A 25,075-nucleotide genomic window follows, 5' to 3' on the forward strand; every position below is an offset into this window, starting at 1 on the left:
ATCCCGATTCGCCCTCTGTGATACCTTCCCGTACCCTTCGCGGTCCCTTCAACATGATGGAGACCGTAAATGTTCCGTTCGATCCGTTTTGCCCTGCCCATCCTGCTGCTGTCCATCAGCACAGCCAGTCACGCGGCTTTCGATGCCTGCCGCGATTACTTCCCCAACCAGACCCCGCCCAAGGTCAGCATGAGTCCGGGCAAGATCCGCGATCTCTGCATGTCGGACTTCGCCATCCTGCACTCCGGCGAGTCCAAGACGGCGGTATTCGTCGTCGAGAAGCTGAACCGCGCCCGGCTGATCGACGCTCAGGATGAGGAACGAACCGACAAGTTCTATGAGGAGGCACGTCTACCGAGCGCACACCGCGCCCGTCTGGCCGACTACAAGGGATCGGGCTTTGACCGGGGGCATCTGGCCCCAGCCGCCGACATGCCCACGCCCGAAGCGATGGCGCAGTCGTTCTCGCTGGCGAACATGGTCCCGCAAGCCTCCGAGAATAACCGGGGCATTTGGGCCAAGAACGTCGAGAAGCCGGCCCGACAGTACGCCATGCGCGCCAAGGGCGACGTGTTCGTGTTCACCGGGCCGGTGTTCAGCGCCAAGCCTGAGACCATCGGAGCGGGGCGCGTCTGGGTGCCGAGCTATCTCTACAAGCTGGTCTACGATGCCGCCGATAACAAGGCTTGGGCTTACTGGGTCGAGAACACCAATGAGGCCCGTATGAGACGCCCAATCAGCTATGAGGAACTGTTGAAGCGCACGGGCATCGAGTTCCTGCCGGGGATCAAGCCCGCATTGGGCGGCGGGGCCGTGGCCGGATCGGGGCCAAGCGAGCCGGCACCTGTGGTGAGGGCCGTGTCCACATCAGCATTCGGAGAGTGCGGCAGCAAGCGCTACTGCAAGCAGATGTCGAGCTGTGAGGAAGCGATGCATCACCTCAACAACTGCGGTGTGCGGTCGCTCGATGGGGATGGTGACGGGGTGCCGTGCGAGGCGCTGTGTCGCTGACAACAACCGAGTCAGATGGAGGTCAGCGACGATAGAATCGTCCGGCCTCCAGTTCGTGTCAGGGCCTTGGTGGATGTGGTGGCCGTGGTTTCGGCGGTCGCTTCGGTGGCGGTTTCAGATCCTTGCGATCAGGTTTGGGTGGCTTGATGCCGTTCGAGGGCGGCGGGGATGGTGGACGCAGATCCCTGACGATATAGCGCGTGCTCCCTGTGCGCGAGCGCTCGGCGTCTCTCTCGGCCTTCTCGCGTTCGATCTGACGCTGCCGCTCTTGATAGAACCGGATCTCGGCTTCGCGCGCTAGGGCGCGTTGCCGGGTGCGTTGCCGCATGATCTCGTCGGTGATGGCCACCGCTTCAGCCGTCCGACGCTGGGCCTCGCGCCGTTGCGCGGCGCTCGGGCGGTGGACCTCCAGCTCGACGATCTCGGCGGATGGACCGCATGGCTCGTCGGAGAAGACCGCGCGGCCCTTGGCATCCTGGCAGCGATAGAGGGTGTCGGCGAAGGCATCAACGGCGAGCAGGGTCAGCGGGGCGATGAGCACGAAGCGGCGCATGATGGGGCGTTCCTTCTGAATGGCGACTCCAGCCGGGAGGATGCCCGAATACGACGCGGCGTGGCAACGCCATGTATCAGCGCGCGTCATCTCGGGTCGCCCGGTTGGTGTCCATCCGGTATGATCGGGGACGAAAAAACACACGTCATGGCGCCTGGAGGACCATAGGATGGCTCGCCGACCTCAGACACTGCCGGAATCTCCATCCGGCCCCAACACTGCTCCGGAGCAGTCGCCGGCCCATGACCCGTCGACAGCGCCGAGCGAGCCAACAGGATGCGCGAAGGAATCGATGCTGGGTACGCTTGCGCGACTCGAAGCCCTCAGCGCCGAGCGCGCCAAGAAGCGCCAATCGGAAGAGACAGCCAAGATCCTTCAGTTGCCGCTACCGATCTGGCCGGATCAGGTTCGGGGTGTGCCGAATGTGGCGTTGCGTTCAGCGCTATTCGGAGCGATCAAGCGTGGCCCAAGGCGCTACATGGATCGCGAAATCGTCACGAGCCTGGACGGCTACGAGGTGCGCTACACCGGCCCCCGGCTCGATCAAGCCGATCTGGATGTCTGGGAACAGTGTCTGCATCTGGCCCGTCAGGGGGGTGTCGGCTGTCGCATCCATTTCACAGCACACAGCTTCCTCAAAAACATCCATCGCTCGACGGGAGGAAAGGACGTCGAATGGCTCAAGAGCGCCTTCAGCCGTCTAGCCTCTGCGGTCATCGAAGCCAAGCACGGCAAGTTCGCCTACTTCGGTCCCATGATCCAGCACGGCGGACGCGATGATGAGACCGGGGAATACTGCATCGAGATGAACCCAGCCATCGTGGCGCTCTACGGCCCGGATGGCTGGAGTCAGATCGACTGGCAGCAACGTCAGCAGCTCAAGCGGCAGCCGCTGGCTCAGTGGCTCCACGGCTTCTACTCAACCCACGCCCAGCCCTTCCCGCTCAAGGTCAAGACCCTGCATCAGCTTTCGGGAAGCGAGATCAAACAGCTCTACCACTTTCGAGCGGAGTTGAAAGCGGCGCTGGCGAAACTGGAAGAAGCAACAGGCTGGTCATGGAACATCGACGAAGCGGATCTCGTGCATCTCAACAAAATCCCAACTCCGAGCCAATCCAAGCATCTTTTGAAGAAAAATAAAGAAAAATCAACAAAATAAAATCGAAATCGCATGTTACTTCGAGACCTTAAGGCAAGGGATAGCGCCGATGGTGGCACGGGATAGCGCCGATGTTCAGCCGCAAACAAACCGCAATCCTGGCCTGATTGCGCGCCGAAATGGCTCTGCCCTGTCATTGGAGGTTGCCATATGGTGGCATGGGATAGCGCCGATGGTGGCATGGGATAGCGCCGATGGTGGCATGGGATAGCGCCGATGGTGGCATGGGATAGCGCCGATGGTGGCATGGGATAGCGCCGATGGTGGCATGGGATAGCGCCGATGGTGGCATCGCAAAAATCACACGCAATCATTTGAAATTAAATAACTTTTTTTGATTTCCGAAATCGCCTAATCTTCTTTTAATCTATTTTTAATCCCTTCCTAATCTATTGGGCGCATCCCAAGCACCGAGCGCATGGGCGCCAGACATCGTGGCACTCAGGCCGCATCCAGCGGATGCCGGTCGGAAAAACAGGGTGGGGCACAGCACCGATGGGCATGGGATAGAACCCATGCAGACACGGGACAGCACCGACCGGATAGACGCCGGACATCGTGGTACTCAGGCCGAATCCAGTGGATACCGGTCGGAAAAACAGGGTGGGGCACAGCACCGATGGCGGCACGGGATAGCACCGATGGTCGACCCCCAAACAGGCGGACAACCTAGATCGCACCACGGGATAGAATCCATGCAGACGGGACAGTACCGAGCGCATGGGTGCCAGACATCGTGGCACTCAGGCTGCATCCAGCGGATGCCGGTCGGCAAAACAGGGCGGGGCACAGCACCGATGGCGGCACGGGATAGCGCCGATGGGCATGGGATAGAACCCATGCAGACACGGGATAGCACCGACCGGATAGACGCCGGACATCGCGGCATTCAGGCCACTCAGGCGGATGCAGGTCGGAAAACCAGGGCGGGGCATAGCACCGATGGTGGCACGGGATAGCACCGACCGATCAGAGGCTGGACACGTAGAACGGCAACCTCTCGACTGGACGCGACTCGCTGTGTTTCAGGCCGTCTCAAGCTCCGCATCGTTCGGCAATCCGAACTCGACCGCACATGACTTGCACAACAGCATCCAGTTCATCGGGACGTTGCAGTCTTCGTTTCCGAGATCCGGCTTGCCGTCACGCTCGGGGCCGTCGTAGCCAACCTCTGCGTAGCTTCGCATATTCTTCCCGCACTTCGAGCACACAAGTTTACGATCCATGGTTGTTCCTCAACATGATGATGTAGGCAATTCGAGTAGATCACTCAAGATATTGTAGCAAGGCGTTCAGCCAGCGCTCGGACTCCCGCCCCGGTCGCCGATCGGCTGTGGTCCAGATCTCCTGGATCTCCAGTCCCTCGATCCCGGATACCAACGCCGTCAGTCTATCCTCATCGAGATCCGTGAAGCGTCGACCGTGATGCTCACGTTCACCCGAGCCGTACTTGAACGAGGCATAGAGCACGCCAGTGGGCTTGAGTGCGCGCGCGAGACGACGCACGGCCTCGGGCAGTTCGGACAACGGGACATGCAGCAGACTCGCACAGGCCCAGATGCCGTCGAAGGTATCGAGCCATTCGACTTCCTGGAAACGGCGAGTCTCGACTTCGATCCCGCAATGCGCTGAGGCCAGTGTCGCCAGTGTCGGCGAAGCATCGAAGGCGGTTACGGCATAGCCGCGTTCCAGGAAAGCACGGGTATCGCGGCCCGAACCGCACCCGGCATCGAGCAGCCGGCCGCCCGGCTGGACGTGGGCGAGAAAGCGCGCGTAGAGCGGTTCCATGTCGACGTCGCGCGTCTCGGCGAAAAAGGCGGCGGCGTGGGTGTCGTAGTAGTCGATGGTCATGTGTGGATTGTGGGCGCGCTACAATGGCGCGTCTACACGTCCACCCAAAACCGCCACCAGCCGGAACAGGCCAAGGACTCGCATGGATCACGAACGCGCCCGCACCATCGTTGCCAACCTGCCCGAGATCATGGCCACGGGCGACTTCGATCAGATCTGGGAAGCGTTCGATGCGCTGCTGCAACTCGACGCCGACGCCATCTATGTGTGCGCTGAAGAGGTCATGGCGCGGATAAGCCTTGCTGAGCGGTCGCGCGAGTTCGAGGGCGAGGAACTACGTGCAAGCCTGATGCTGGAGGTTTTTCAGGGCAGCGTGATCGACTACTGCCGGGAAAAGTGTCCGCATTGCGATGCTTCGGTCGGGCATGGCATTCCAAGCTGGTTCGACAGCAACGCAACCCGGATCGCAACCATCAACCGCAATATCCTCGAAGCGGCCTTGCCCGGTGCCGGTACTCTGGAAGACATCGATCCGCGCCTGGACTTCGAGTATCTGGATGCCGATCAGAACGCCATGCTTTCGGTTACATGGCGGGCCATCGAGATGCGTATCGAAACCCTGCTCTCAGTCTCTGGCTATGCCGAGTCGTGATCGACTGTCTACAATCGGGATCCAGCTTCCTCCACCGACTCTCAGGAACCCCATGTCTCAGGAACTCGCCCGCGATATCGTCGAAATGCTCTGCCGGATCATGGCTACGCGAGAGTTCGAGCCGATTTCAGCGGCGTTCGATAACTTTCTCGCGGCGGACGCCAAGACCATCGACGAGGCCGCCGAGCAGTTTATCGCTGAGACCAACGTCGGAGCCCTGGCCGCCGAGTTGTTTCCCGGCGAGGATCTGCGCTACCGGCTGACGATGGACACCTTCTACGCCAGTATGCTCGACTATCTGTGCGAGAAGTGCCCGACACTGGAGCGCTCAGTCGAGCATGACATTCCAAGCTGGATCGAGGCTAATGCACCCGAACTGGCTCGCTTCAATGCCGAAACCATGTGTCTGGCTATGCCGGATGGCGGCACGCTGGAGGACATCGACCCACGTCTGAGCCTTGCCAATCTGGAGGATCGCCAGCGGGCCATGATGAAAGAGACCTGGACGGCCATTGAGGCGCGCATCGAGGCGCTGCTCAAGGCGATGGGATACGCCGAAGCATGATCGATCCGATCCAGGATCAGACGCTACCGCCCGCGCCCGACCTCAACATCGGGGCGCTCTCGGGGCTGTTCCGGCACACCACGAACTCCTACAAGTTCGTCTTCTTCCTCGCGCTCCTGGATCTGCTCAAGCGTCATCGCTTCGATACCGAACGGCCCTACACCTACGACGAGCTCATCGTCGAGATGCTGGTGATCGCGTGGTATCCACACACCTTCTTCAAGCTGTCGTTCGGCGCTCAGGATACGATCGCGCAGAAGCTCGATGGGCTGAAGCTGGACTTGGGCAGCGCCAATCACAGCACTCTGGATCACAAGGCACTACGTGCAGCCTTGAAAGCAACCACGCTCAAGGACGCCGGGCGGCTGATGGAGTTCGTCCCCTATCGTCTGCTGGCTCCCTTCCTTGAGCCGCACTTGCAGGGCGTCGACCGGGGTGCCTGGATGGTGTTCGAGCGCGCCATGCCCGCGATCACTAATGCCCACTTCGAGAAGGCGCGCCCGCTCTATTGCTTCGACAGTGACGACTATTCGCGTTGCTCGGCCATCCGCTGGCACCCGGCTTGGGCCGCCTATCTGGAACGCCACTGCTCGATCATTGAGGGCTGGGCGGCTTGGCACTGGCTGCACTACATGCAGCGGCGCAACCCGACCACGCCGGGCCTGTCGAACAAGCTCTTCCCCCCGGCCAGGCGCGAGGCGCTGACCAAGCAGACGAAGTATTGGCGCGGGATTCTGGAACAGGCGACCGATCCACCGCTGACCTGCATCTATTCCGGCGAGCTGCTGAACGCCACGAGCTTTGCCCTCGATCACTATCTGCCCTGGTCTTTCGTGGCCCATGACCAGCTCTGGAACCTGATCCCGGCTCCGTCCGCCGTGAACTCGGCCAAGTCCAACCGGCTCCCGAGCGCAGACTACCTTCCGGGATTCGTGACCTTGCAGCATCAGGGACTCCTGATCGCACGCCAGTCACTCGGCGAGGCGCGCTTCGGCAAGGCGGTCGAAGACTATCTGGCCGATCTGCACTTGCCGTCGCTGGAAGCGCTGCTGGACTTCGATCAGCTTCAGAACGCCTACGCGCACAATATCGGCCCTTTGCTGACTCTGGCAGCCAATCAGGGTTTCATGCCCGACTGGCGCTACAGCCCCTGAATGGAATACCTGAATGGACCCAATGAACGACCCCAGCGTGATGGCCCTGCCGCATCCGGTGCGCTTGGAAGCGGCGACCGGTACGGCCGTCGACAGCCAGATTCTCGGGCACGCCGCCCCGCTGGCCGAGCTTCGCCCCATCCTGATCGACGAAACCACCCCGACCGAAGCGCTCATCAACATCGTTCCCGGCCTGCATGATCTGGCTGTTCATCACTTCGGGGTCTTCAGCGGTCAGGGCATGGGAACCTTCATGCTGATCCTCACCCGTGGCCGACTGCGCGCACATGGCGATCCGATCCTCAAGGTCGCGCCGACCCTCCAGGGACTGCTGGCCGAAAGCGATCTGGATCGAGGACTGCCCAGCCGCTTCTTCCGCGCCCCCTATCCGCTGGCCTATGTCGAGTTTGCCCGTCCCAATCCGTTGCGCCTGCCCAACCGTGAATCAGGAATGCACGAGTGCGAGGGCGTCTATGTCGGCTCCTATCAGCTACCAGCCGAACATCCGACGCTGGCCAACCCAGTCCGCAATCGGGCGCTCAAGCTCGATCCCAGCCAACCGGCACGGGCCGTCGAACTCGTCATCACCGGCTCGCCGGTCGGTAAGGCTCATGCCGCTGATGACGCTTCCCAGAACCTGCTACTGCTCATTCAGGACGAGGACGAGTGCCTGAACACGGTGCTTGAGCGACACATTACCTTCTACAACGACCCCGCCGCCTACTCCAGTCCGGGCATGATGCCGCTCGATCCGGCCGAGAGGCGGACATTGGCCCCCATCATCAGCGAACTGGCCAAGGTGCTGGTCTATCTGAATTTGCCCGACGCCGAGCTGATCCCGACACGCGAGCGCACGGACCTGGAGCGGCGTTTGAAGGGACTGGGACCGAAGAAGGCGGCGCGGCTCAAGCGGCAGCTGGGGACGGCCTACGATCACATCCTGGTCGGGCCGAGCGTGGAGGCCGAGCATGAGGCTGGGAGTGCAGGGGCAGACGGTGAGCCGGGTGCTCAGGTGCGCCCGCACTGGCGACGCGGACACTTCCGCCGGGTGCGTTACGGTGAAGGCCGGAGCGAGACGCGCATGGCCTGGATCAAGCCGGTGCTGGTCAATGGCGGGAGTGTCGCAGCGGGGGCGGTGAAGCCCAAACCCTATGTGGTGCATTGATCCGCACTCAGCGAAAACAGGCTGAACGAGTGATCGTCCAAGCATGACCCTCATCCCACAATCGATACAGAAACCGTTTCGCCGCTTCGAGATCGGTGTCGGACTCATCAGCGTGGCGGCCGGTCTCTGGTGGCTGGTTCAGTTCGGAGTCTGGCTGAACGGAGCGCTGCCCGAGCTGGATGCCGGAGTTGTCGGGGAAGGGGCGATTCGGTTGGCGCAGTCGATCTATCTGCTTGGCTTTGGCGTCAATCTGCTCCGCCGTGGCTACATCTCGCTGCTCTTCTGGATGATCGCCCTGGGCGTGCTCGCCAGCGTTCCGGTAATGAGCGGGCCAGTCGGGCAGTGAAAACCAGGATCGGTCTCGGGCGTTGGACACATCAGCGGGAAGGCCTGACAGCCATGCGCATTCTCATCAAACTTCTGAAATGGATCGGCCTGCTGCTGGGCTTGCCCCTGCTTGTGCTCATGGGCCTGATGGTCTGGGATGCCCGGCAACTGGAGAGAGCCGTTGAACAGGTTGCCGCGTCTTTCGCTATCGGCGGATCGCCCTTCATCATTCCGCTGCCGGCGGATCGTATCGCGATGGTGTCGGTTTCCAAACGGGACTCAGGTCAGACCTGTGCGGCTCTGGCGATCCGAAACGGTGTGGTGCGGTCAGCGCAGATCGCCGGACAGACCGTGCCGCTCACCTTCGACCGGGGCCTCGATCTGACGGCTCTGGCCGAGGCGCTTCAGCCCTGTGACCGGATTGACATCGCGCTCATGGCGAACTGGGGCTACCTGAAAGGCGGGTTCACGCTGGAGTATGCCGGGTCGCGCGTGACGCAGATCGGTTAACCCCGGCTGTGGGATTGAGGAACCGATACAAACATGAGCCACTTCAAGGACATCATCGAATGGATCGCCCTGCTGATCGACGGTGCCGGGGTGCTGGTCATCGTCGCCGGTATCCTGATCGCCGGCGGGCGCTATCTGATACAGCGACGTGCCGAGAGCGATCCGTACCACCGACTGCGGCAGGATCTGGGGCGCGGCATCCTGCTGGGTCTGGAACTGCTGGTCGCCGCCGACATCATCCGCACTGTGGCGGTGCCGCCGACGCTAGATGGCGTGATGGTGCTGGGTCTGATCGTGCTGATTAGAACCTTCCTGAGCATGGCGCTTCAGGTGGAACTGGAGGGGCGCTGGCCATGGCAGCGGGGGCGGGAGGGCCAGTCACCCGAGTGATCTGGCCCGATACCATCGGCTAGGTCCGCTCAATCGTCGCGATGAGCCGGGGATGGGACACCACGGCATCACGCACAGGCTACTTGAACAGATCCTGTGCCGCTCTGACCTGAGGCATGGGATTATCGTGGCAACACGCGGCGTATGATCTATGATAGCTTCAGCAACCTCTTTTGAAGCTTGCGGGCAGTGTTCTTATGCAGGACAGTCGCGAAGACGTTCGCCGTGCCTACGAGGCGTTTGCGGCGACCTATGATGGGCAACGCGGTCAATTTAACCTGGATCCGGTGTTGGACGCCTTTCTCGCACGGCTGCCGAAACAGGGTGCATTGCTAGATCTCGGTTGCGGGGCTGGAGAGCCGGTCGCCCGGACCTTCATTGAGCGCGGCTGGACGGTCACTGGGGTCGACTTCTGCCACGCCATGTTGGAGCTGGCTGCGCGCGCGTGCCCGACGATGCAGTGCATCCAGGCCGACATGCGAGAGGTTGAGTTCCCGGCCGCTCACTTCGACGCCATCTGCCTGATCTACAGCCTCTTCCATCTACCCTGGAGGGAGCATACGGCGCTCTTCTCGCGCCTGCGAGACTGGCTCAAGCCGCAGGGAAGGCTGCTGTTCACCTATGCCACGGCCGACTACACGGGACAGGAGCGGTTCGAGGGCGAGAAGATCTTTATGGACCAGCGCCTGTTCTACAGCCACACGACCCCCGAAGAACTGACCACACAGCTGACGACGGCGGGACTGGCGATCGAGCAGGCCGAGCGGCGCACGATCGGCGGCGAATGCTTCCTCTGGGTCACGGCCCGACTGGCCGATGACCATCGAGTTCCGGAGCGATGAGGCCAGGCGGCGCGTCACCTCCAGGATCTGTTGTGCGTCCAAGGGGCGCCCCTCCGAGCGCTATACTCCCCGTCCCAGAACACTGATGGCCGAAACAGGGCCGCACCATGATCGAGATCGAATACATCGTCCGTGACCGCCGGGGAGTGGAACGCTTGCGCACCGCCGACAAGAAGGCCGCCGAAGCCTATGACCGGATTCTGGAGAACGCCGAGCGCCTGGCCGACTGGCTGCGCGCCGGGTCGGTATTACCGAACCTGCCCGATGAAGACCTGGAGACGCTGACAGTGCATCTGGCGCGTCATGCACGCGAGGTCGAGCTGATCCTGAAGGGCAAGCCAGTGGAGCCTGAAACCAAGCCCAACCAACCAACGCGACTCAAGACCGTGACGGCGTAAAGTTCCATCTCTAGAGCGGTGAGCGACAGGAATCGATATGACCATCAAGCAAGTCATCACCGACGGCGACAAGCCGATCAAGGTTTGGACCGACGAACTGGATACCCTCTCGCGCGAGCAATTAGTCAACCTCTCCAGGTTGCCGTTCATCCACCGTCATATCGCCGCCATGCCGGATGTTCATGCCGGCCTGGGCGCCACCATCGGCAGCGTGATCGCCACCGACAAGGCCATCATCCCTGCGGCTGTGGGCGTGGATATTGGCTGCGGCATGGCGGCGGCGCGCACCTCACTGACAGTCGATCAGCTCGATGAATCAGCGCTCAAGCGCGTCTTCGATCAGATCAGCCGCGACGTGCCAGTCGGACGCGATCAGCACCGCAACGACCGCGCCTGCACCCAGGCCGCCGAACCCTTTGCCGACCCTCTGGCGGCGCTGACCGACAAGCATCCTCAACTGCGCAAGGCGTTCAAGCGCTTCGACAACTGGGTCAACCAGCTCGGCACGCTCGGCAGCGGCAATCACTTCATCGAGGTGTGCCGTGATGAGGACGACCGGATCTGGGTCATGCTGCACTCGGGCAGTCGCGGCATCGGCAACGCCATGGGCACCTATTTCATCGATCTGGCGCGACGCGAGATGCAGCGCTGGATGATCCGGCTCCCCGACCGGGATCTGGCCTACTTTCCCGAGGGCACGCCGTACTTCGACGACTATGTCGCGGCCGTGTCCTGGGCGCAGACCTATGCGCGCGTCAATCGCGAACAGATGATGCACCTGGTGCTGGCCGCGCTCGAACGGCATCTGCCGGCCTTCGAACTGACCGACGCGGTCATCGACTGCCACCACAACTATGTCGAGCGCGAGCATCACTTCGGGGCCAATGTCTGGGTGACGCGCAAGGGCGCGATCCGGGCGCGCAACGGCGAGCTGGGCATCGTGCCGGGCAGCATGGGCGCGCGCAGCTATATCGTGCGCGGCCAGGGCAATCCCGAGAGCTTCTGTTCAAGCGCCCACGGCGCCGGGCGGCGTATGAGCCGCACGGCCGCTGAGAAGCAGTTCACGCCGGCGGATCTGGCGGCCCAGACCCAGGGCGTGATCTGCCGCAAGGACAAGGGCGTGCTCGACGAGATCCCCGGTGCCTACAAGGACATCGATCAGGTCATGGCCAATCAGGCCGATCTGGTCGAGGTGGTGCATACCCTCAAGCAGCTGGTCTGCATCAAGGGGTGAAGCCGCCATGCCCCACGATCTACGACAGCCACGTCCGAATCCTGAGCTGAAGGCGTGGGAGCGTGTCATTGCCCGTGAGTGCACGGCGCTGCGCCAAGCTGAGAGCCTGGCCGAGAAGCGTGGGGCGGCGGCGATCCTGCGCGAGGCCCTGGAGCTGTATCTGGCTGAGCCGGCCGAGCTCGTCGATCTGGCGCCGGGCGCTGAAGCCGTGGTGCTCTATCCGGTACAGGTCGGCGATCAGCGGCTTGATTCACCCTCACCGTTTTTCGGCGAGATAGAGGCCGAAGCGGATCGTTTCTATCAGGGAGGTGATGGCTCGATCACGCCGCTGTTGACCGAGGCGCAGTGCGCCGGTGTCGATCCCTGGCGTCTGGTCGGATATGTAGTGGTAGGCTGGCGACGGGTCTATCTGACGGCGGGCAAGACGCGCTGTCACCTCACCAGCCAGTCCGCTCTGGAACGGGTTCGTTCCCGTTCGCGTCACTATGACCTCTGGCGTGAACGCTTCTATGCCGTGTTCTTGGATCCGGCTGGACTGAAGGGCGGACGTGTGGCCCCGATCCTCTCGAAGCATCGCCGGCTCCAGGACGCCAGACGGCGCGCCGACGTCTTGGCGGAGCGGTTGGAGATTCGCTGTCTGGTCGCTTGGCTGGAGGGGGCCATCGATATTCATTGAGGAGCCTCATGAGACCTGCTCGCCCGGTTCCCTTGCCGTTCAACCTCCATCTTCCCGACTGTCTGCGGGTGCGCTACCGCTTAGCACTGGGGGTTCTGCCGCTCAGTGGGTTGTTCGCGCCCTTCGTACTGCTGTTCCAACTCATCCCCTGGCTGGAAGCCGTCTCGGGCGTTCCGGCGGGTGCTCCGGTGCGCGATCATCCGTATGGCGGCCTCTGGGTCGCGCTGATGTTGGGCCTGCTCGTGCTGGGCATGCTGCTGGGATACCTGCTCGGCTGGGTGCTCAACGCCCTGATCGCGCGTTGGCTGTTGGGCTGGGAGACATCACAGGTGCGGGCGGTGTTTTGGTGCTCGGCGGTGCCGGAGCACTGGTTGAAGAACCGCCCTGCGAGGGACGCCGAGGTTAAAGCCCAGCCGCCGAGGCTTGGGCCGGAACGCCGGATGGGGGCAGGGCGCTTTATCTTGACTCGTGGCGTACTGGCTTGGGGGACGCCGCTGTTTGCGGTGCTGTATCTGATTCCCAGCCTCCAGCAGGATCACTGGCCGGAGCCGGGAAGTTGGTTGACAGCGGTGGCGTTGTGGTGGGGCGCGGGTAGCGCCTTCGGAGCCGGGATGTGGTGGCTGGCCGAGCGGCGAGCGCGTCGAGTCGACGAACGCGATCGACGCTGAGACTCAGTCGCCACACTCAGGGCAACGGCAGGAACGGCGCCCACAGCGCGAAGAAGTCGACGGCGGCACTGTCCTGCTGCATGGCCGAGATGACCGCCGCTCCCTGAGCCGCACCGCCCAAGGCGTAGTATCCGACAGCGGCTCCGCCGATGGCCACGAGTCCGCCGGCCGCGCCACCCAGCGCGAGCGCGCCGAGCGCGAGACCGCCCACGCTGACCATGCCGATCGCCAGACCACCGATGGCGATCCCGCCCATGGCCAGTCCGCCCAACGCCAGACCACCCCGTGCAATGGCTCCCAGGGCGATCCAGCCCGTGGCCACATCACCGATGGCCAGCAGACCGCGCGCATGACCGCGCCATTCGCCTTGTTCGGGATCGGGACCGATGGCCACACTCACCAGCGGTAACCCGAAGGCATGGCGTGTCGAGTGATAACGGATTCCACGGGGCAGGGTAGAGGGCTGCATGGGTCAGGACTCCGGTTGCGTAGTGGTTGGCTTCGCTTTCTTCTCGAACACCTGCAACGCCGGGTTCTCCAGCACCACCACGGCCGCGCCATCGGCCCCGGCCCGCGTCCCCAGCTTCCCGGTGAGCGCCGCCACCCACTGCGGCCACTCCGCTTGTGCCTTCTCCAGCTTCTTCCAGGCTTTCGGCGGGAGCGTGGCCACCACCAGCGCCGAATCGGTCTGGATGCCGATCTTCATCCCATTCTTGACCGGCATCGGCTTGGGCAGGTCGGAGAACTTCAGGGTCAGTTCCAGGCGTCCGGTCACGATGTTGTCCTCGCTGAGTGAGGCGTCGATGGGGAGGTCGAGGGCTGGCTGTCCGGTGGAGGCGGTGTTGGTGGCCGGACGGTTCGGCGGCGTCCAGGTGCCGGCGAGCTTGGCCTTGGCCACGACTTCTTCGGCTTCGGTTACGGCACCGACAGGCCGGCCCTGAAGGTCGAGGCGGGGCGTGCCTGCCTGTGTTGCCTTCAGATAGGGGCGGCGTGCGCAGTATTTTGCCAGGGCGCGATGGATCATCTTTTGGTCATGGCCGGCGGCGATCAGGTCTTCGCGAATCCCGATCTTGAGCGGGCGCGGCTGTTTCCAGTCGAAGCAGGCTGGATAGAGAGCGGCCAGTTCGATCCAGGGTTTCTGGGGCTTGGCGTTGGGCGCGACGGTGGATTCCGGGTTGGGTGTGTCGGTCATCTCAGGTGGCCTCATCGAGCGGCAGGATCACGTTGACCAGTTTCCACGAAAGCCCATCGCGTTGCAGCACGAAGCGCGTCTCCCGGCCGTCCTGGCCTGGAACCCAGACCGAAAACCGGCTCAGCGAATCGTAGCTGTGGCGGGCGTTCTTGAAGAGGTCGCGGTCCTGTGTCTGTTCCTGATCCGGCTTCCGCGTCGGGCTAGACGGCGTGCTTGATGACGGGAGAGAGCCGACGGACGGCCGTTCACCGTCCATCAGACTGGCCAGACCGGCCGGTGTGATGAAGGCATCGACGAGGCCATCGACCAGCGTGGTGGCCAGACCCGTGGCCAGCGCCCCGAACGGATTGTCCTCCAGTTCCTTGGCCGCGCTCTTGAGGAGCGTGACCTTGAGCTGATCCTTGAGGTTTTGGCGCAGGGTCGGGAAGTCCATGCGCTCGGCGAGCCGTTCGGAATCCTTGTCGTTGATCCCGCGCTCGATGTCGGCCACGGCGAGATAAGGGCCGGCGCCGATCCAGAGCGCCGGCAGCAGGGCGAGCAAGCCGATGATCCAGGCGATGCGTTTCATCCGGGTCTCCGGTGTCTCCAGGGCTTGCGAGCGTCAGACGGCCATGCTGACCAGGGGCGGCTGGAGCACGCGCAGCAGACCGGCATGGCGCGACGGGTGCCGAACGGCGAGGTGCCGCCGACCTGATAGCCCGAATGCTTGTCGGCAACCTTGGGATCGCAGGGCGTGACCCGCTTGACGCCGATGGCACGGGCGAGCGCCTGGGTCGAGACTTGGCAGTCGCCGTGCATGAGGGCCAGCAGGGGTTGGCGGTGCTCGTCCTCCATGACCAGGGTCTTGATGACGAGGTGTTTGTCGACCCCGAACTCACGCGCGAACTGGGCCGTGCCGCCGCCCTCGACATAGGTGTAGGGGTGGCCCTCGAAAGGCACACCGGCGGCGCGCAGCACGCGCACGGCTTGGGTGACGGGGGCTTCATCGGTCAGCGCGGACCTGAGCCGAACAGCGTGCTCAGGATCGCCATGAACACCGAAGCGATGACCGTTAAGATGAAGACGGCCGGGATCGAGGCGATGGCCGCCTTGACCATGAAGACGACCATCGACCAGAACGGCATCTGGATGTCGACGACAGTGACGCGGGTATTGGGTTCGTAGGACATCGTCCGGACTCCATGTGGCAGTATCCTGTGCCGGGGCGGGCGTCAAGTGATCAACCGCCAAGTGATTCGACAAAAAGTACCTTTTTATCGTGTTGTGAAAGATAGCAATAGTACATCTTAGATCCTGTGTAACCTCCATAACTGTTACGAGCATTAATCCAAACATGAAGAACGTTAGCAACAATACGTGATCCTGCGTAATCAATCACTGTAGCACTCATAGCGCCGACTTTTTCAATGCGAACGCTATCTGGATCTTTGAATTGAATACTGTTTGCACATCTACGAGCAAGAGCGTCATTTTCAGCGATGGCTACTGTTGGTGTAGCCTGTATATCTTGAATGTTTACGGTTTTCGCTTCAGTAGCACATTGAGTCTGCGAATAGACAGTCTCACCCGTTATAGGATCGGCGCACTTGTAGACCTGAGCTTGTGCGCCGCTGGTTGCCAGCATGACAGCGATGAGTGCTGTGATCTTGCGCATTACTTTGCCTCCGTGTTGTGTCTCTTGTGCAAATCATTCATTTACATGACGAACCATACCGCTCCACACACTTCTGAAGCCCGCTTTTGGGCACCTTCCGAATCCGCTCCAGCAGTTCATGCGTGACCGTCGCCAGCCCGAAGCGGCGCTGTAGCTCCCGCTCCAGATAGAGCGTCAGATGCGCGGCCATCTCGGCATCGGCCAGGGCGCGGTGCGCTTGCGCGGCGCTCGGCAGTCTGGCCAGCGCCACCAGCGACCCGAGCGTGTAGCTGGCCGCTTCAGGTATGAGGCGCTTGGCCACCAGCATCGAGCAGACGAAGGACTGACACCGCCGGCGACCGATCCGGCTCAACTCGGCATCCCAGAACCGGCTGTCGAAGCCGGCATTGTGGGCCACCAGTGGAACGGTGCCGACGAAATCGGCGACCTCGGCCATGACCTGCTCAGCGGGCGGCGCTTGGCGGACCATCGCGGTGCTGATGCCGGTCAGCGCCTTGATGAAGGGTGGGATGCGCCGACCCGCGTTCATCAGACACTGGTAGCGGTCGACGATCCGGCCCTCTTGCACCAGGACGGCGGCGATCTCGGTGGCGCGCTCGCCGTGCGCCGGGGATAGCCCGGTAGTCTCGAAGTCGATGACGGCGATGGTGTGCAGCGGGAGGTTCCTCGTTTGTCGTGTTGGATCGGACGGCTCGGAGCCAATTGATCTGCGTCAACTCAATCGCTCGCCATTCGTCGGAAAGCTCGCCTAAGCCTTTCCGTGTGCGCTATAGTCGCACTACAGGTGCTGTATGGCTAGTCTGGGAGACCGACCAACATGCCGACCGTCAAGACCGAAATGCTGACCGTTCGAGTTCGACCCGAGATCAAGGCCGCCTTGCGGCAGGCGGCTGTGCGTGAGCAGCGCAGCATGACCAACATGCTGGAGGTGATGATCCAGCACTATCAGGGCGAGCCGCTTCAGCTGGGGCCACGGTCTCCGCAGACCGACGGGATTCGGGCACGCTGAGTCTGTTGGATTAGGAGCAAGGGAGTGGAGCAGACAGGCTGATGGACCGCGACGATCAGATCCGCCAAGCCGCCTTCGCGCACTGCAAGGCCCTCGCGCATCGATTCAGCGGCGTGGTGCCCTGGTCGGCGATCGAGGCCGGCTTTCACATTGAGGGCGAACACGTCTACCTTTCGGGCAAGGCACGCGGGATTCACCGACCGCGACAGATGCAGCGTGGCGTGTTGAGCATCAAGACGAGTCGACCCCGCAAGGGCCGCACGGCGCGCTACGACGACAGTCTCGGGGACGACGGCTATTTCAGCTACGCCTTCCAGGGCGACGATCCCAACAACCGCGACAATCAGGCGTTGCGGGAGTCCTTCGAGGATCAGAGCCCGCTGATCTACTTCTACGCCCTGCTTCCGGGGCTGTACCAGATTCTCTATCCCTGCTACCTGATGGACTGGGATGCTCTCGCCTTGCGCTATAGCGTGGCCGTGGGCAGCCAATTCGAGTTCACCCGCTCCGGCGAGATCCGTGCTGTCACCCAGCCCATCGACCGGCGTTACAGCACCATCGAGGCCAAGGTTCGGCTGCATCAGGCCGAGTTCCGCGAGCGCGTGCTGACAGCCTATGACCGGCGCTGTGCGATCTCGGGGCTACCGATCCCGGATCTGCTCCAGGCCGCGCACATCATCCCCGACCGCGACGAGCGCGGACGCCCGGAGGTCAGCAATGGGCTCTGTCTCTCGACACTGCATCACACGGCCTACGATCGCCATCTTCTCGGGATCGATCCGGATGGCGTCATCCACATTGCTGAAGCTGTGCTTGCGCAGCAGGACGGGCCGACGCTGGAGCGTGGGATCAAGGCGTTTCACGGGCAACGGATTCAGTTGCCGAGACAGGAGAAGGATTGGCCGAATCGGGAGTATTTGGCGGAAAGGTTTGAGATGTTTGAAGCAAATCGCTGAAAACGACTTGTATCGACGCTGCATTGATCGTTTCCACGGAGATCAGGAATGACCGAACTCACCTCCAGCAACTTCAGCTTCCTTCGGTCCTACGAACACCAGCTTGACCGTCTCGGAGCGCTGGCCGAGCGTTATTTCGCCGACGATCCTAACACCTGCCTGATGAAACTGCGCCAGTTCGGTGAAGAACTCGGACGCCAGACCGCCGCGCGTGTGGGGTTGTTGACCTCGCCCGAAGAGCCACAATCCGACCTGTTGCGCCGCCTCAAGCTGGAGCGCGCGGCCCCGCCCGAGGTGATGGATCTCTTTCATCAGCTTCGTATCGCCGGGAATCGCGCCGCTCATGCCATCCTCGACGATCATCGTGAGGCGCTGACTGCGCTCAAGATCGCGCGCCAGTTGGCCATCTGGTTCCATCGCAGTTTCGGGCCGGAAGCCGACTTCAAGCCCGGCCCTTTCCGACCGCCGGAGAACCCGCAAGCCGCATCTCAGGCGCTCATCGAGGAGTTGGAGCAGCTACGGCAAGAGCGTGCAGGACTCTTGGATGCAGCGACACAGGCGCGCGAGCAGAGCGAAGCCGCCGCCCGCGAGCGTGAGAGTGCCGAGGAACGCGCCCAGCGGCTCGCCGAAGAGCGGGCGTTGTGGGAACACTTGGCTCAGGAAGCCGAGGACGCGAAGAACGCCGCTCTGGCCGATCTACTCAAACTTCAGCAGGAAGCCGAGTCCGCATCGACCCAGGTTCGGCAGCAACAGCGTAAGCGCGCTGAACAGGCCGCCAAGTGGATCGATCTCGATGAAAAGGCCACACGAGCCATCATTGATGAGCGGTTGCGCGCACGGGGCTGGGAGGCCGACACCCAGACACTACGCTACAGCCAGGGCGCGCGCCCGACTCCCGGTAAGGCGATGGCTATCGCCGAATGGCCGACCACGAGCGGTCCCGCCGACTATGCGCTCTTTCTCGGCTTGCAGTGTCTCGGCACTGTCGAGGCCAAACGCAAGCGCAAGAATGTGTCGTCGTCGCTGGATCAGGCTGAACGCTACGCGCGCGACATCCAACTCGACGCGAACGAAGCCAAGCCCGTCGGCGGCCCTTGGTCGGACTATCAGGTTCCCTTCGTCTTCTCGACCAACGGACGCCCCTATCTCAAGCAGCTAGAGACCCACAGCGGTATCTGGTTTCGGGATGTCCGCAAGTCGACCAATCTCAGCCGCGCCTTGGCGGACTGGCCGACCCCGGACGGCTTGAAGGCCATGATGGAGATCGACATCGAGGCCGCCGAGCAAAGCCTTCGCACCCAAGGCATGGATTTCGGGTTTGCTCTGCGCCTCTATCAGCAGAACGCCATCGAGGCCGTGGAATCCCGTCTCGCGCATGGGGTTCGCTTGATGCTGGTGGCGATGGCGACCGGCACCGGCAAGACCAAGCTCTCGATCGCCTTGCTCTACCGCTTGCTGACGGCCAAGCGCTTCCGGCGCGTCTGCTTCGTCGTCGATCGCAGTGCCCTGGGTGAGCAGACCGGTTCGGAGTTCGCTTCGACCCGTGTGGTCGGGACCAAGACCTTTGCCGACATCTTCGACATCAAGGGACTGGAGACCACGGCTCCCGAACCCGAGACCAAGGTCCATATCTGCACCATTCAGGGACTGGTGCGCCGCGTGCTCTACAACGAGGATCCGGCCGATGTTCCGCCGGTCGATCAGTACGACCTGATCATGATCGACGAGTGTCATCGCGGCTATCTGCTCGACCGCGAGCTGTCGGACGGGGAACTGAACTTTCGCAGCGAAGCCGATTACATCTCCAAGTACCGCCGTGTCCTGGAGCACTTCGATGCGGTCAAGATCGGTCTGACCGCGACGCCCGCCCTGCATACGGTCGAGATCTTCGGCGATCCGATCTACACCTATTCCTACCGCGAGGCGGTCGTCGACGGTCATCTGATCGACCATGAGCCGCCGATCCGCATCGTCACCGAGTTGGCCCAGAACGGCATCCACTTCGAGCCGGGGCAGTCGGTCCATTTGCTGAACACCAAGACGGGTGAAATCGAACTGGCTCATCTGCCCGATCAGGTCGATTTCGAGGTCGAGGCGTTCAACAAGCGCGTCATCACCGAAAACTTCAACAAGGTGGTGACTCAGGAGTTGGCCAAGCATATCGATCCGGCCCTGCCCGGCAAGACGCTGATCTTTGCCGCGACCGATGCCCATGCCGATATCGTCGTCGAACAGCTCAAGCTGGCGTTCAAAGAGCAGTACGGCGAGATCGAGGATGCCGCAATCCGCAAGATCACCGGCAGTGTCGACAAGGTCGGGAAACTGATCCGCGAGTACCGCAACGACGACTTGCCCAAGATCGCCGTCACGGTCGATCTGCTGACTACGGGTGTCGATGTGCCGGCCATCACCAATCTGGTCTTTCTGCGCCGGGTCAACAGCCGCATCCTCTATGCCCAGATGCTCGGACGCGCCACGCGCCGCTGTGACGAGATCGGCAAGGAAACCTTCAGGATCTTCGATGCGGTCGATCTGTACGCCAACCTCCAGGCGCTTAGTGACATGCGTCCGGTGGTGGTCAATCCTTCGATCAGTCTGGAGCAACTGTTCGCCGAACTGGCGAGCGTCGAGGATGATGAGCACCGCGCCGAGATCCGCGATCAGATCCTCGTCAAGCTGCGCCGGCGCTTGAGCCGGTTCACGGATGAAGCTCGCCTGAAGTACCAGCAAGAGACCGGCGAGACTCCCGAGGATACCCTGAAGCGGCTCGCCGACAATCCGCTCGCCGAGACTGCCGCTTGGGTAGCCGAGCGCCCGAATATCGGGCCACTGCTCGACTGGACGCCCGAGTCCGGCCCCGTGCTGGTCCCGATTTCGACGCACGACGATCAGGTCATCGACGTGACGCGCGGCTACGGGGAGGCGGCCAAGCCCGAGGACTTCCTTGAGGGCTTCGTCGGCTATATCCGAAACAACCTGAACCAAGTGGCGGCCTTGAAGGTGATCGCCCAACGTCCAAGCGCGCTGACACGCGCCGATCTGCGCGCACTGCGCCTGGAATTGGATAAACTGGGCTACTCCGAGGCCAATCTACGCCGTGCTTGGCAGGAGGCGAAGAACGAGGAGATCGCCGCCTCGATCATCGGCTTCATCCGGCAGGCGGCTATCGGCGATGCCCTGGTACCCTTTGAGGAGCGCGTTCGCGCCGCCACGCAGCGGCTGATGTCCAAGCACGCCTGGACCGATCCGCAACGCCAGTGGATTCAGCGCATCGCCAAGCAGATCGAGCGCGAGTTGGTGGTCGATCGAGAGGCGCTGGACCGCGAGCCGTTCGCGGGCTTTGGAGGATTCAAGCGCCTCAATACTGTTTTCGACGGCCAGATTGAGGCCGTTCTGACCGAATTTAGCGAAGAAGTGTGGAGAAAGACCGCGTGAGCGAAACCGTGACCCGCGACATCGTCGCCAAGCTCTGGAACCTGTGCCATATCCTGCGCGACGACGGCGTGACCTATAACGAGTACGTCACGGAGCTGACCTTTCTGCTCTTTCTCAAGATGATGCGGGAGACCGGACACGAGAGCCGTTTGCCGCTGGGCTATCGCTGGGAAGAACTCGCCAGCCGCACGGGCCTGGACCAGCTTGAGTATTACCGCGACCTGCTGCTCAATCTGGGCAGCACCAAGAAGACCCACGATCAGACGATCCTGTCGATCTTCGCCGACGCCAACACCAAGCTCCGCAAGCCCGCCAATCTCAAGGCGCTGACCACGGCCATCGACAAGCTCGACTGGTTCGAGGCGCGTGAAGAGGGTTTGGGCAACCTCTACGAAGGTCTGCTGGAGAAGAACGCCGCCGAGAAGAAGTCCGGCGCCGGGCAGTATTTCACTCCGCGCCCGCTGATCGACTGTCTGGTCCGGCTGATGAAGCCCAAGCCCGGCGAGGTCATCCAAGACCCGGCAGCGGGCACCGGCGGCTTTCTGGTTGCTGCTGACCATTACATGAAACAGAACGACAAGTTCTTCGATCTCGACGAGAAAGAGATCCTGTTCCAGCAGTACAGCGCCTACAAGGGCGCTGAACTGGTGCCCGACGCTCACCGCCTGTGCCTGATGAACCTGATTTTGCATGGCATCGAGGGGACGGTGACATGCTCCGATACGCTCTCGCCGGATGGGCTGGCACTCGGCAAGGCCGATCTGATCCTCAGTAATCCGCCGTTCGGCACCAAGAAGGGCGGCGGGAAGCCGAATCGGGCTGATTTCTCGATCACGAGCGATACATCGAACAAGCAGTTGGCATTCGTCGAGCATATTGTCCGGGCGCTCAAGAAAGGCGGACGTGCCGCTGTGGTCGTGCCCGATAACGTGCTGTTCGAGGACAACACCGGGCGACGGCTACGGACTTGGATGATGGAGCTTTGCGACCTGCATACCATCCTGCGCCTGCCGACCGGCATCTTCTACGCTCAGGGCGTCAAGACCAACGTGCTGTTCTTCACGCGCGGCCAGACCGACAAGGCCAATACCGAGTCCGTCTGGGTGTATGACCTGCGCGCGAACATGCCCGCCTTCGGCAAGACCCGCCCGCTGACCGTGAAGGACTTCGAGGAGTTCGAAGCGGCTTTCGGTAATGATCCTTACGGCAAGGCCGAGCGCACCGACCAGGGCGAAAGCGGGCGCTTCCGTTGCTTCACGCGCGAGAAGATCAAGGAACGCAACGACAACCTCGACATTGCGTGGTTGCGCGATGAGAACGACGACATCGAGGAGCGGCTGACCGAGCCGGAGGATATTGCGGCGGCCATCATGGGCCATCTGCGCGCGGCGTTGGAAGAGATTGAGGGATTGACGGAGGAGATCGAGGTGGAGGCTTTGGTGCCGGAGGAGGCGGCGTGAGTTTTAGTCACGATGTTGAAGACTTGGTCGCGGACTCGAATGATCGTCTGCACGCTACTGCTGACTGGTGGGAGCGAGTCCCATTAGGGGATGTCTGTGACATTTTGAACGGATTTCCATTCAAATCCCAACACTTTAACAACAGTGAAGGTGCACCAGTAATTCGTATTCGTGATGTAACCTCTGGGTTTTGCAAAACTTTCTACAGTGGGGATATTCCGGTAGGTTACTGGGTGGAACCTTTTGACATGGTGGTCGGTATGGACGGCGATTTCAATTGTCGTCTTTGGTCTTCAGAGCGCAGCTTGCTCAATCAGCGTGTTTGCAAGCTGACGCCGCATGAGGATTTTTTGGATAAGAAATTTCTTTCCTACGTTCTTCCTGCCTACTTGCGCCTGATAAACGATCATACTCATTCCATAACCGTAAAGCATTTGTCATCAAAGACAATTGCAAAGATACCATTTCCTCTACCGCCACTTGCCGAACAACGCCGCATCGTCGCCAAGCTGGATCGCCTCTTCGAGCGTACCCGTCGTGCGCGTGAGGAGCTATCGCATATTCCGCGACTGATCGAGAATTACAAGAAAGCGATTTTGGTGGCGGCTTTTCGCGGGGATTTGACGAAGGATTGGCGTGAAAAGAGGGGGTTGCCAATGCCTAAAGAAGTTAAGCTTGGCGAGGTGGCCAAAAAATTATCTTATGGTACTTCTGCAAAATCTTCTAAATCTGGAGATGTCCCTGTTCTTAGAATGGGTAATATTCAGAATATGCGTATAGATTGGAAGGATCTTGTTTACACATCAGATGTCGAAGAAATTGAAAAATATAGCTTAAATGCTGGCGATGTGCTTTTTAATCGAACAAACAGTCCTGAGCTTGTTGGCAAAACCGCTATTTATAAAGGCGAGAGACCTGCTATTTATGCGGGCTATCTGATAAAAATAAAATGTGGAAATCGATTGGTTCCCGAATACTTGAACTACTGCCTTAATAGTCCATTAGGGCGATCTTATTGTTGGCGCGTTAAATCGGATGGCGTCAGTCAGTCTAATATAAATGCTAAAAAACTTGCAGATTTTTCATTTTTGCTGCCAACGCATGATGAGCAGAAAGAGATTGTTTTTCGCATCGAAAAAACGCTAGATTGGCTAGATTCTTTGGTAATAGAGGAACGACAAGCTTCGCACCTCCTCGATCACCTTGACCAAGCTAACCTCGCTAAAGCCTTTCGTGGCGAGCTGGTTCCGCAAGATCCGAGTGATGAGCCAGCATCGGTGTTACTTGAGCAGATTTACGCGGATCGTGAAAAGCAGGTAAAGATTCGGAAAAATAAAAATTGATAATTTATATCGCAAGCTATGGCCAATATAACAGCAAACATATCAATAAATTTTGATAAACCATTGACTGCTTATGTTTTAGTTATGGGCGGCTGGTATCCTACCTGCTTTACTCCAAGCGGAGTTGTTTTGCTAGATAGATGCGTGTTAAGCAAGCTATATCTTTTGAAGCAAAAAGGCATTCAGATTAAAAGTGAAAGAGATCATCACAACAAATACTGGCTAAACTTTTTGAATCGTTCTGATTTGATTTTAAATCCTGTTTTGTGCGAAATTGAAAGTCAATATAGGAGGCATCCAATTTTTTCAGAATTTCGTTTTAGTTTTGACAATGCATGCGAACTTATTAAATCTGTTCTGCCTGAATCGAAAATCATTAGTTACGATGATATAAATTATTTTGCAGCTTTCGAGGCTATTTCTGAAAGATCAAATAGATTTTCAAAAGAAAGCCAGTTTCTTGTTGATGTTTCTCAGTTATTGAAAAATAGAACTTCCAAGAAAAAAATCATTGAAATAGAAAATAAGATAGTTGAAGTTTATAAAAGTTGCGGATTGAACGGTTTTTCGATAGCTTTAATCTTGGCGCTATCTTGCCTTTACGAAAAAGAAGATGGAAGTCAACCGCTGATAGGTAGAAAAATAATAAAGCCTAAAGAAAATTACTCCGAATTAGATGCTTACAATTCTTTATCTGATATTTTTGCTTTAGAAATTTTGGCTTTGTCTAATGGGTTGGGTTCAAGCACTTTATCCTACTGTACTAGAGATAAAAATCTTGCTGCTTTATGGTGTTCTTTAAAATTAACTCCAGGCGTATGGAGTAATGGCGTAAGTAAATTGGAATTTTTGATTGATGATAAATTATTTCCAAGGCTATCAAATGAAAGAATAGCTGAACTAAAAGAAAGAATAGAAAACAGCATTTGAA

At 60.2% G+C, this 25,075-nt stretch carries 30 protein-coding genes; 20 read left to right on the top strand and 10 right to left on the bottom strand.

Features of this window, described 5'->3' with window-relative positions:
• Nucleotides 1-69: 69 nt before the first annotated feature.
• On the top strand, nucleotides 70-1,011 hold the full coding sequence (locus ALVIN_RS15695; RefSeq protein ID WP_012972312.1) for a DNA/RNA non-specific endonuclease: 942 nt from the start codon (nucleotides 70-72) through the stop codon (nucleotides 1,009-1,011).
• A 58-nt stretch (nucleotides 1,012-1,069) separates the two neighbouring features.
• Here the strand turns inward: ALVIN_RS15695 and ALVIN_RS15700 are convergent, their stop codons facing one another.
• Nucleotides 1,070-1,564, bottom strand: a complete 495-nt coding sequence (locus ALVIN_RS15700) for a DUF4124 domain-containing protein (protein ID WP_012972313.1) — start codon at nucleotides 1,562-1,564, stop codon at nucleotides 1,070-1,072.
• Between the two features lie 379 nt (nucleotides 1,565-1,943).
• On the opposite strand from ALVIN_RS15700, the gene trfA reads away from it, so the two are divergent.
• Entirely contained in the window at nucleotides 1,944-2,723 is a 780-nt protein-coding gene (gene trfA, locus ALVIN_RS15705; RefSeq protein ID WP_263053334.1) for a plasmid replication initiator TrfA, read from the top strand.
• A gap of 1,025 nt (nucleotides 2,724-3,748) precedes the next feature.
• Here the strand turns inward: trfA and ALVIN_RS17850 are convergent.
• Together ALVIN_RS17850 and ALVIN_RS15715 are read right to left on the bottom strand one after the other, a co-directional pair.
• The gene (locus ALVIN_RS17850; protein ID WP_190275548.1) at nucleotides 3,749-3,910 is read right to left on the bottom strand and encodes a hypothetical protein; all 162 of its coding nucleotides are present in this window, start codon (nucleotides 3,908-3,910) and stop codon (nucleotides 3,749-3,751) included.
• A 79-nt stretch (nucleotides 3,911-3,989) separates the two neighbouring features.
• Nucleotides 3,990-4,574 (bottom strand): class I SAM-dependent methyltransferase, encoded by a 585-nt coding sequence (locus ALVIN_RS15715; RefSeq protein ID WP_012972316.1) that lies wholly within the window; start codon nucleotides 4,572-4,574, stop codon nucleotides 3,990-3,992.
• A gap of 82 nt (nucleotides 4,575-4,656) precedes the next feature.
• Here ALVIN_RS15715 and ALVIN_RS15720 point away from each other — a divergent pair, with 82 nt between their 5' ends.
• The 12 genes from ALVIN_RS15720 (at nucleotide 4,657) to ALVIN_RS15775 (ending at nucleotide 13,095) form a co-directional block, all read left to right on the top strand.
• A complete protein-coding gene (locus tag ALVIN_RS15720; RefSeq protein ID WP_012972317.1) occupies nucleotides 4,657-5,166 on the top strand; it encodes a hypothetical protein in 510 nt (169 codons plus the stop codon).
• Nucleotides 5,167-5,218: 52 nt separating this feature from the next.
• Nucleotides 5,219-5,731, top strand: a complete 513-nt coding sequence (locus ALVIN_RS15725) for a hypothetical protein (RefSeq protein WP_012972318.1) — start codon at nucleotides 5,219-5,221, stop codon at nucleotides 5,729-5,731.
• A complete protein-coding gene (locus tag ALVIN_RS15730; protein ID WP_012972319.1) occupies nucleotides 5,728-6,885 on the top strand; it encodes an HNH endonuclease domain-containing protein in 1,158 nt (385 codons plus the stop codon). Before ALVIN_RS15725 ends, ALVIN_RS15730 begins: the two co-directional genes overlap by 4 nt.
• 13 nt (nucleotides 6,886-6,898) lie before the next feature.
• Nucleotides 6,899-8,050, top strand: a complete 1,152-nt coding sequence (locus ALVIN_RS15735) for a hypothetical protein (RefSeq protein WP_012972320.1) — start codon at nucleotides 6,899-6,901, stop codon at nucleotides 8,048-8,050.
• Nucleotides 8,051-8,093: 43 nt separating this feature from the next.
• Entirely contained in the window at nucleotides 8,094-8,396 is a 303-nt protein-coding gene (locus ALVIN_RS15740) for a hypothetical protein (RefSeq protein ID WP_012972321.1), read from the top strand.
• 53 nt (nucleotides 8,397-8,449) lie between these two features.
• Complete coding sequence (locus ALVIN_RS15745) at nucleotides 8,450-8,887, top strand: hypothetical protein (RefSeq protein ID WP_012972322.1); 438 nt, start codon at nucleotides 8,450-8,452, stop codon at nucleotides 8,885-8,887.
• 33 nt (nucleotides 8,888-8,920) lie between these two features.
• Nucleotides 8,921-9,277, top strand: coding sequence for a DUF1622 domain-containing protein (locus ALVIN_RS15750; protein ID WP_012972323.1), 357 nt, complete (start codon nucleotides 8,921-8,923; stop codon nucleotides 9,275-9,277).
• Between the two features lie 197 nt (nucleotides 9,278-9,474).
• Nucleotides 9,475-10,119, top strand: a complete 645-nt coding sequence (locus ALVIN_RS15755; protein WP_012972324.1) for a class I SAM-dependent methyltransferase — start codon at nucleotides 9,475-9,477, stop codon at nucleotides 10,117-10,119.
• Nucleotides 10,120-10,226: 107 nt separating this feature from the next.
• Nucleotides 10,227-10,517, top strand: a complete 291-nt coding sequence (locus ALVIN_RS15760) for a YebG family protein (RefSeq protein WP_012972325.1) — start codon at nucleotides 10,227-10,229, stop codon at nucleotides 10,515-10,517.
• A gap of 37 nt (nucleotides 10,518-10,554) precedes the next feature.
• The gene (locus ALVIN_RS15765) at nucleotides 10,555-11,751 is read left to right on the top strand and encodes an RtcB family protein (RefSeq protein WP_012972326.1); all 1,197 of its coding nucleotides are present in this window, start codon (nucleotides 10,555-10,557) and stop codon (nucleotides 11,749-11,751) included.
• 7 nt (nucleotides 11,752-11,758) lie between these two features.
• On the top strand, nucleotides 11,759-12,427 hold the full coding sequence (locus ALVIN_RS15770) for a hypothetical protein (protein ID WP_012972327.1): 669 nt from the start codon (nucleotides 11,759-11,761) through the stop codon (nucleotides 12,425-12,427).
• An 8-nt stretch (nucleotides 12,428-12,435) separates the two neighbouring features.
• On the top strand, nucleotides 12,436-13,095 hold the full coding sequence (locus ALVIN_RS15775; RefSeq protein WP_012972328.1) for a hypothetical protein: 660 nt from the start codon (nucleotides 12,436-12,438) through the stop codon (nucleotides 13,093-13,095).
• A gap of 16 nt (nucleotides 13,096-13,111) precedes the next feature.
• Here ALVIN_RS15775 and ALVIN_RS15780 read toward each other — a convergent pair whose 3' ends face one another.
• From ALVIN_RS15780 to ALVIN_RS15810, 7 genes are read right to left on the bottom strand one after another with little or no spacing between them, the layout of a single operon-like run.
• Nucleotides 13,112-13,564 carry a hypothetical protein gene (locus tag ALVIN_RS15780; RefSeq protein ID WP_012972329.1) on the bottom strand — a complete coding sequence of 151 codons (453 nt, stop codon included), beginning with the start codon at nucleotides 13,562-13,564 and terminating at the stop codon, nucleotides 13,112-13,114.
• Between the two features lie 3 nt (nucleotides 13,565-13,567).
• Nucleotides 13,568-14,287 carry a ProQ/FINO family protein gene (locus ALVIN_RS16755; protein WP_012972330.1) on the bottom strand — a complete coding sequence of 240 codons (720 nt, stop codon included), beginning with the start codon at nucleotides 14,285-14,287 and terminating at the stop codon, nucleotides 13,568-13,570.
• A gap of 1 nt (nucleotide 14,288) precedes the next feature.
• Nucleotides 14,289-14,855, bottom strand: coding sequence for a DUF2939 domain-containing protein (locus tag ALVIN_RS15795; protein WP_012972331.1), 567 nt, complete (start codon nucleotides 14,853-14,855; stop codon nucleotides 14,289-14,291).
• Nucleotides 14,852-15,250, bottom strand: coding sequence for a YbaK/EbsC family protein (locus ALVIN_RS17690; protein ID WP_223295315.1), 399 nt, complete (start codon nucleotides 15,248-15,250; stop codon nucleotides 14,852-14,854). Before ALVIN_RS17690 ends, ALVIN_RS15795 begins: the two co-directional genes overlap by 4 nt.
• Before the next feature lie 26 nt (nucleotides 15,251-15,276).
• The gene (locus ALVIN_RS17695; RefSeq protein WP_043796454.1) at nucleotides 15,277-15,456 is read right to left on the bottom strand and encodes a hypothetical protein; all 180 of its coding nucleotides are present in this window, start codon (nucleotides 15,454-15,456) and stop codon (nucleotides 15,277-15,279) included.
• Between the two features lie 50 nt (nucleotides 15,457-15,506).
• Entirely contained in the window at nucleotides 15,507-15,941 is a 435-nt protein-coding gene (locus tag ALVIN_RS17310; RefSeq protein ID WP_012972333.1) for a DUF4124 domain-containing protein, read from the bottom strand.
• A gap of 37 nt (nucleotides 15,942-15,978) precedes the next feature.
• Nucleotides 15,979-16,596 (bottom strand): 3'-5' exonuclease, encoded by a 618-nt coding sequence (locus ALVIN_RS15810; protein WP_043796456.1) that lies wholly within the window; start codon nucleotides 16,594-16,596, stop codon nucleotides 15,979-15,981.
• Between the two features lie 162 nt (nucleotides 16,597-16,758).
• Here ALVIN_RS15810 and ALVIN_RS15815 point away from each other — a divergent pair, with 162 nt between their 5' ends.
• From ALVIN_RS15815 to ALVIN_RS17320, 6 genes are all read left to right on the top strand, one after another.
• On the top strand, nucleotides 16,759-16,950 hold the full coding sequence (locus tag ALVIN_RS15815; RefSeq protein ID WP_012972334.1) for a hypothetical protein: 192 nt from the start codon (nucleotides 16,759-16,761) through the stop codon (nucleotides 16,948-16,950).
• A gap of 41 nt (nucleotides 16,951-16,991) precedes the next feature.
• The gene (locus tag ALVIN_RS15820; RefSeq protein WP_012972335.1) at nucleotides 16,992-17,906 is read left to right on the top strand and encodes an HNH endonuclease; all 915 of its coding nucleotides are present in this window, start codon (nucleotides 16,992-16,994) and stop codon (nucleotides 17,904-17,906) included.
• Between the two features lie 48 nt (nucleotides 17,907-17,954).
• Nucleotides 17,955-21,341: a type I restriction-modification system endonuclease gene (gene hsdR / locus ALVIN_RS15825; RefSeq protein WP_012972336.1), complete on the top strand. Its 3,387-nt coding sequence runs from the start codon at nucleotides 17,955-17,957 to the stop codon at nucleotides 21,339-21,341.
• Entirely contained in the window at nucleotides 21,338-22,801 is a 1,464-nt protein-coding gene (locus ALVIN_RS15830) for a class I SAM-dependent DNA methyltransferase (RefSeq protein ID WP_012972337.1), read from the top strand. The genes hsdR and ALVIN_RS15830 overlap by 4 nt, the downstream gene beginning before the upstream one ends.
• A complete protein-coding gene (locus ALVIN_RS17315) occupies nucleotides 22,798-24,144 on the top strand; it encodes a restriction endonuclease subunit S (protein ID WP_012972338.1) in 1,347 nt (448 codons plus the stop codon). The genes ALVIN_RS15830 and ALVIN_RS17315 overlap by 4 nt, the downstream gene beginning before the upstream one ends.
• 63 nt (nucleotides 24,145-24,207) lie before the next feature.
• On the top strand, nucleotides 24,208-25,074 hold the full coding sequence (locus ALVIN_RS17320; protein ID WP_148217636.1) for a hypothetical protein: 867 nt from the start codon (nucleotides 24,208-24,210) through the stop codon (nucleotides 25,072-25,074).
• Nucleotide 25,075: the final 1 nt, after the last annotated feature.

This window comes from Allochromatium vinosum DSM 180 (assembly GCF_000025485.1).
GTDB classification, from domain to species: domain Bacteria; phylum Pseudomonadota; class Gammaproteobacteria; order Chromatiales; family Chromatiaceae; genus Thermochromatium; species Thermochromatium vinosum.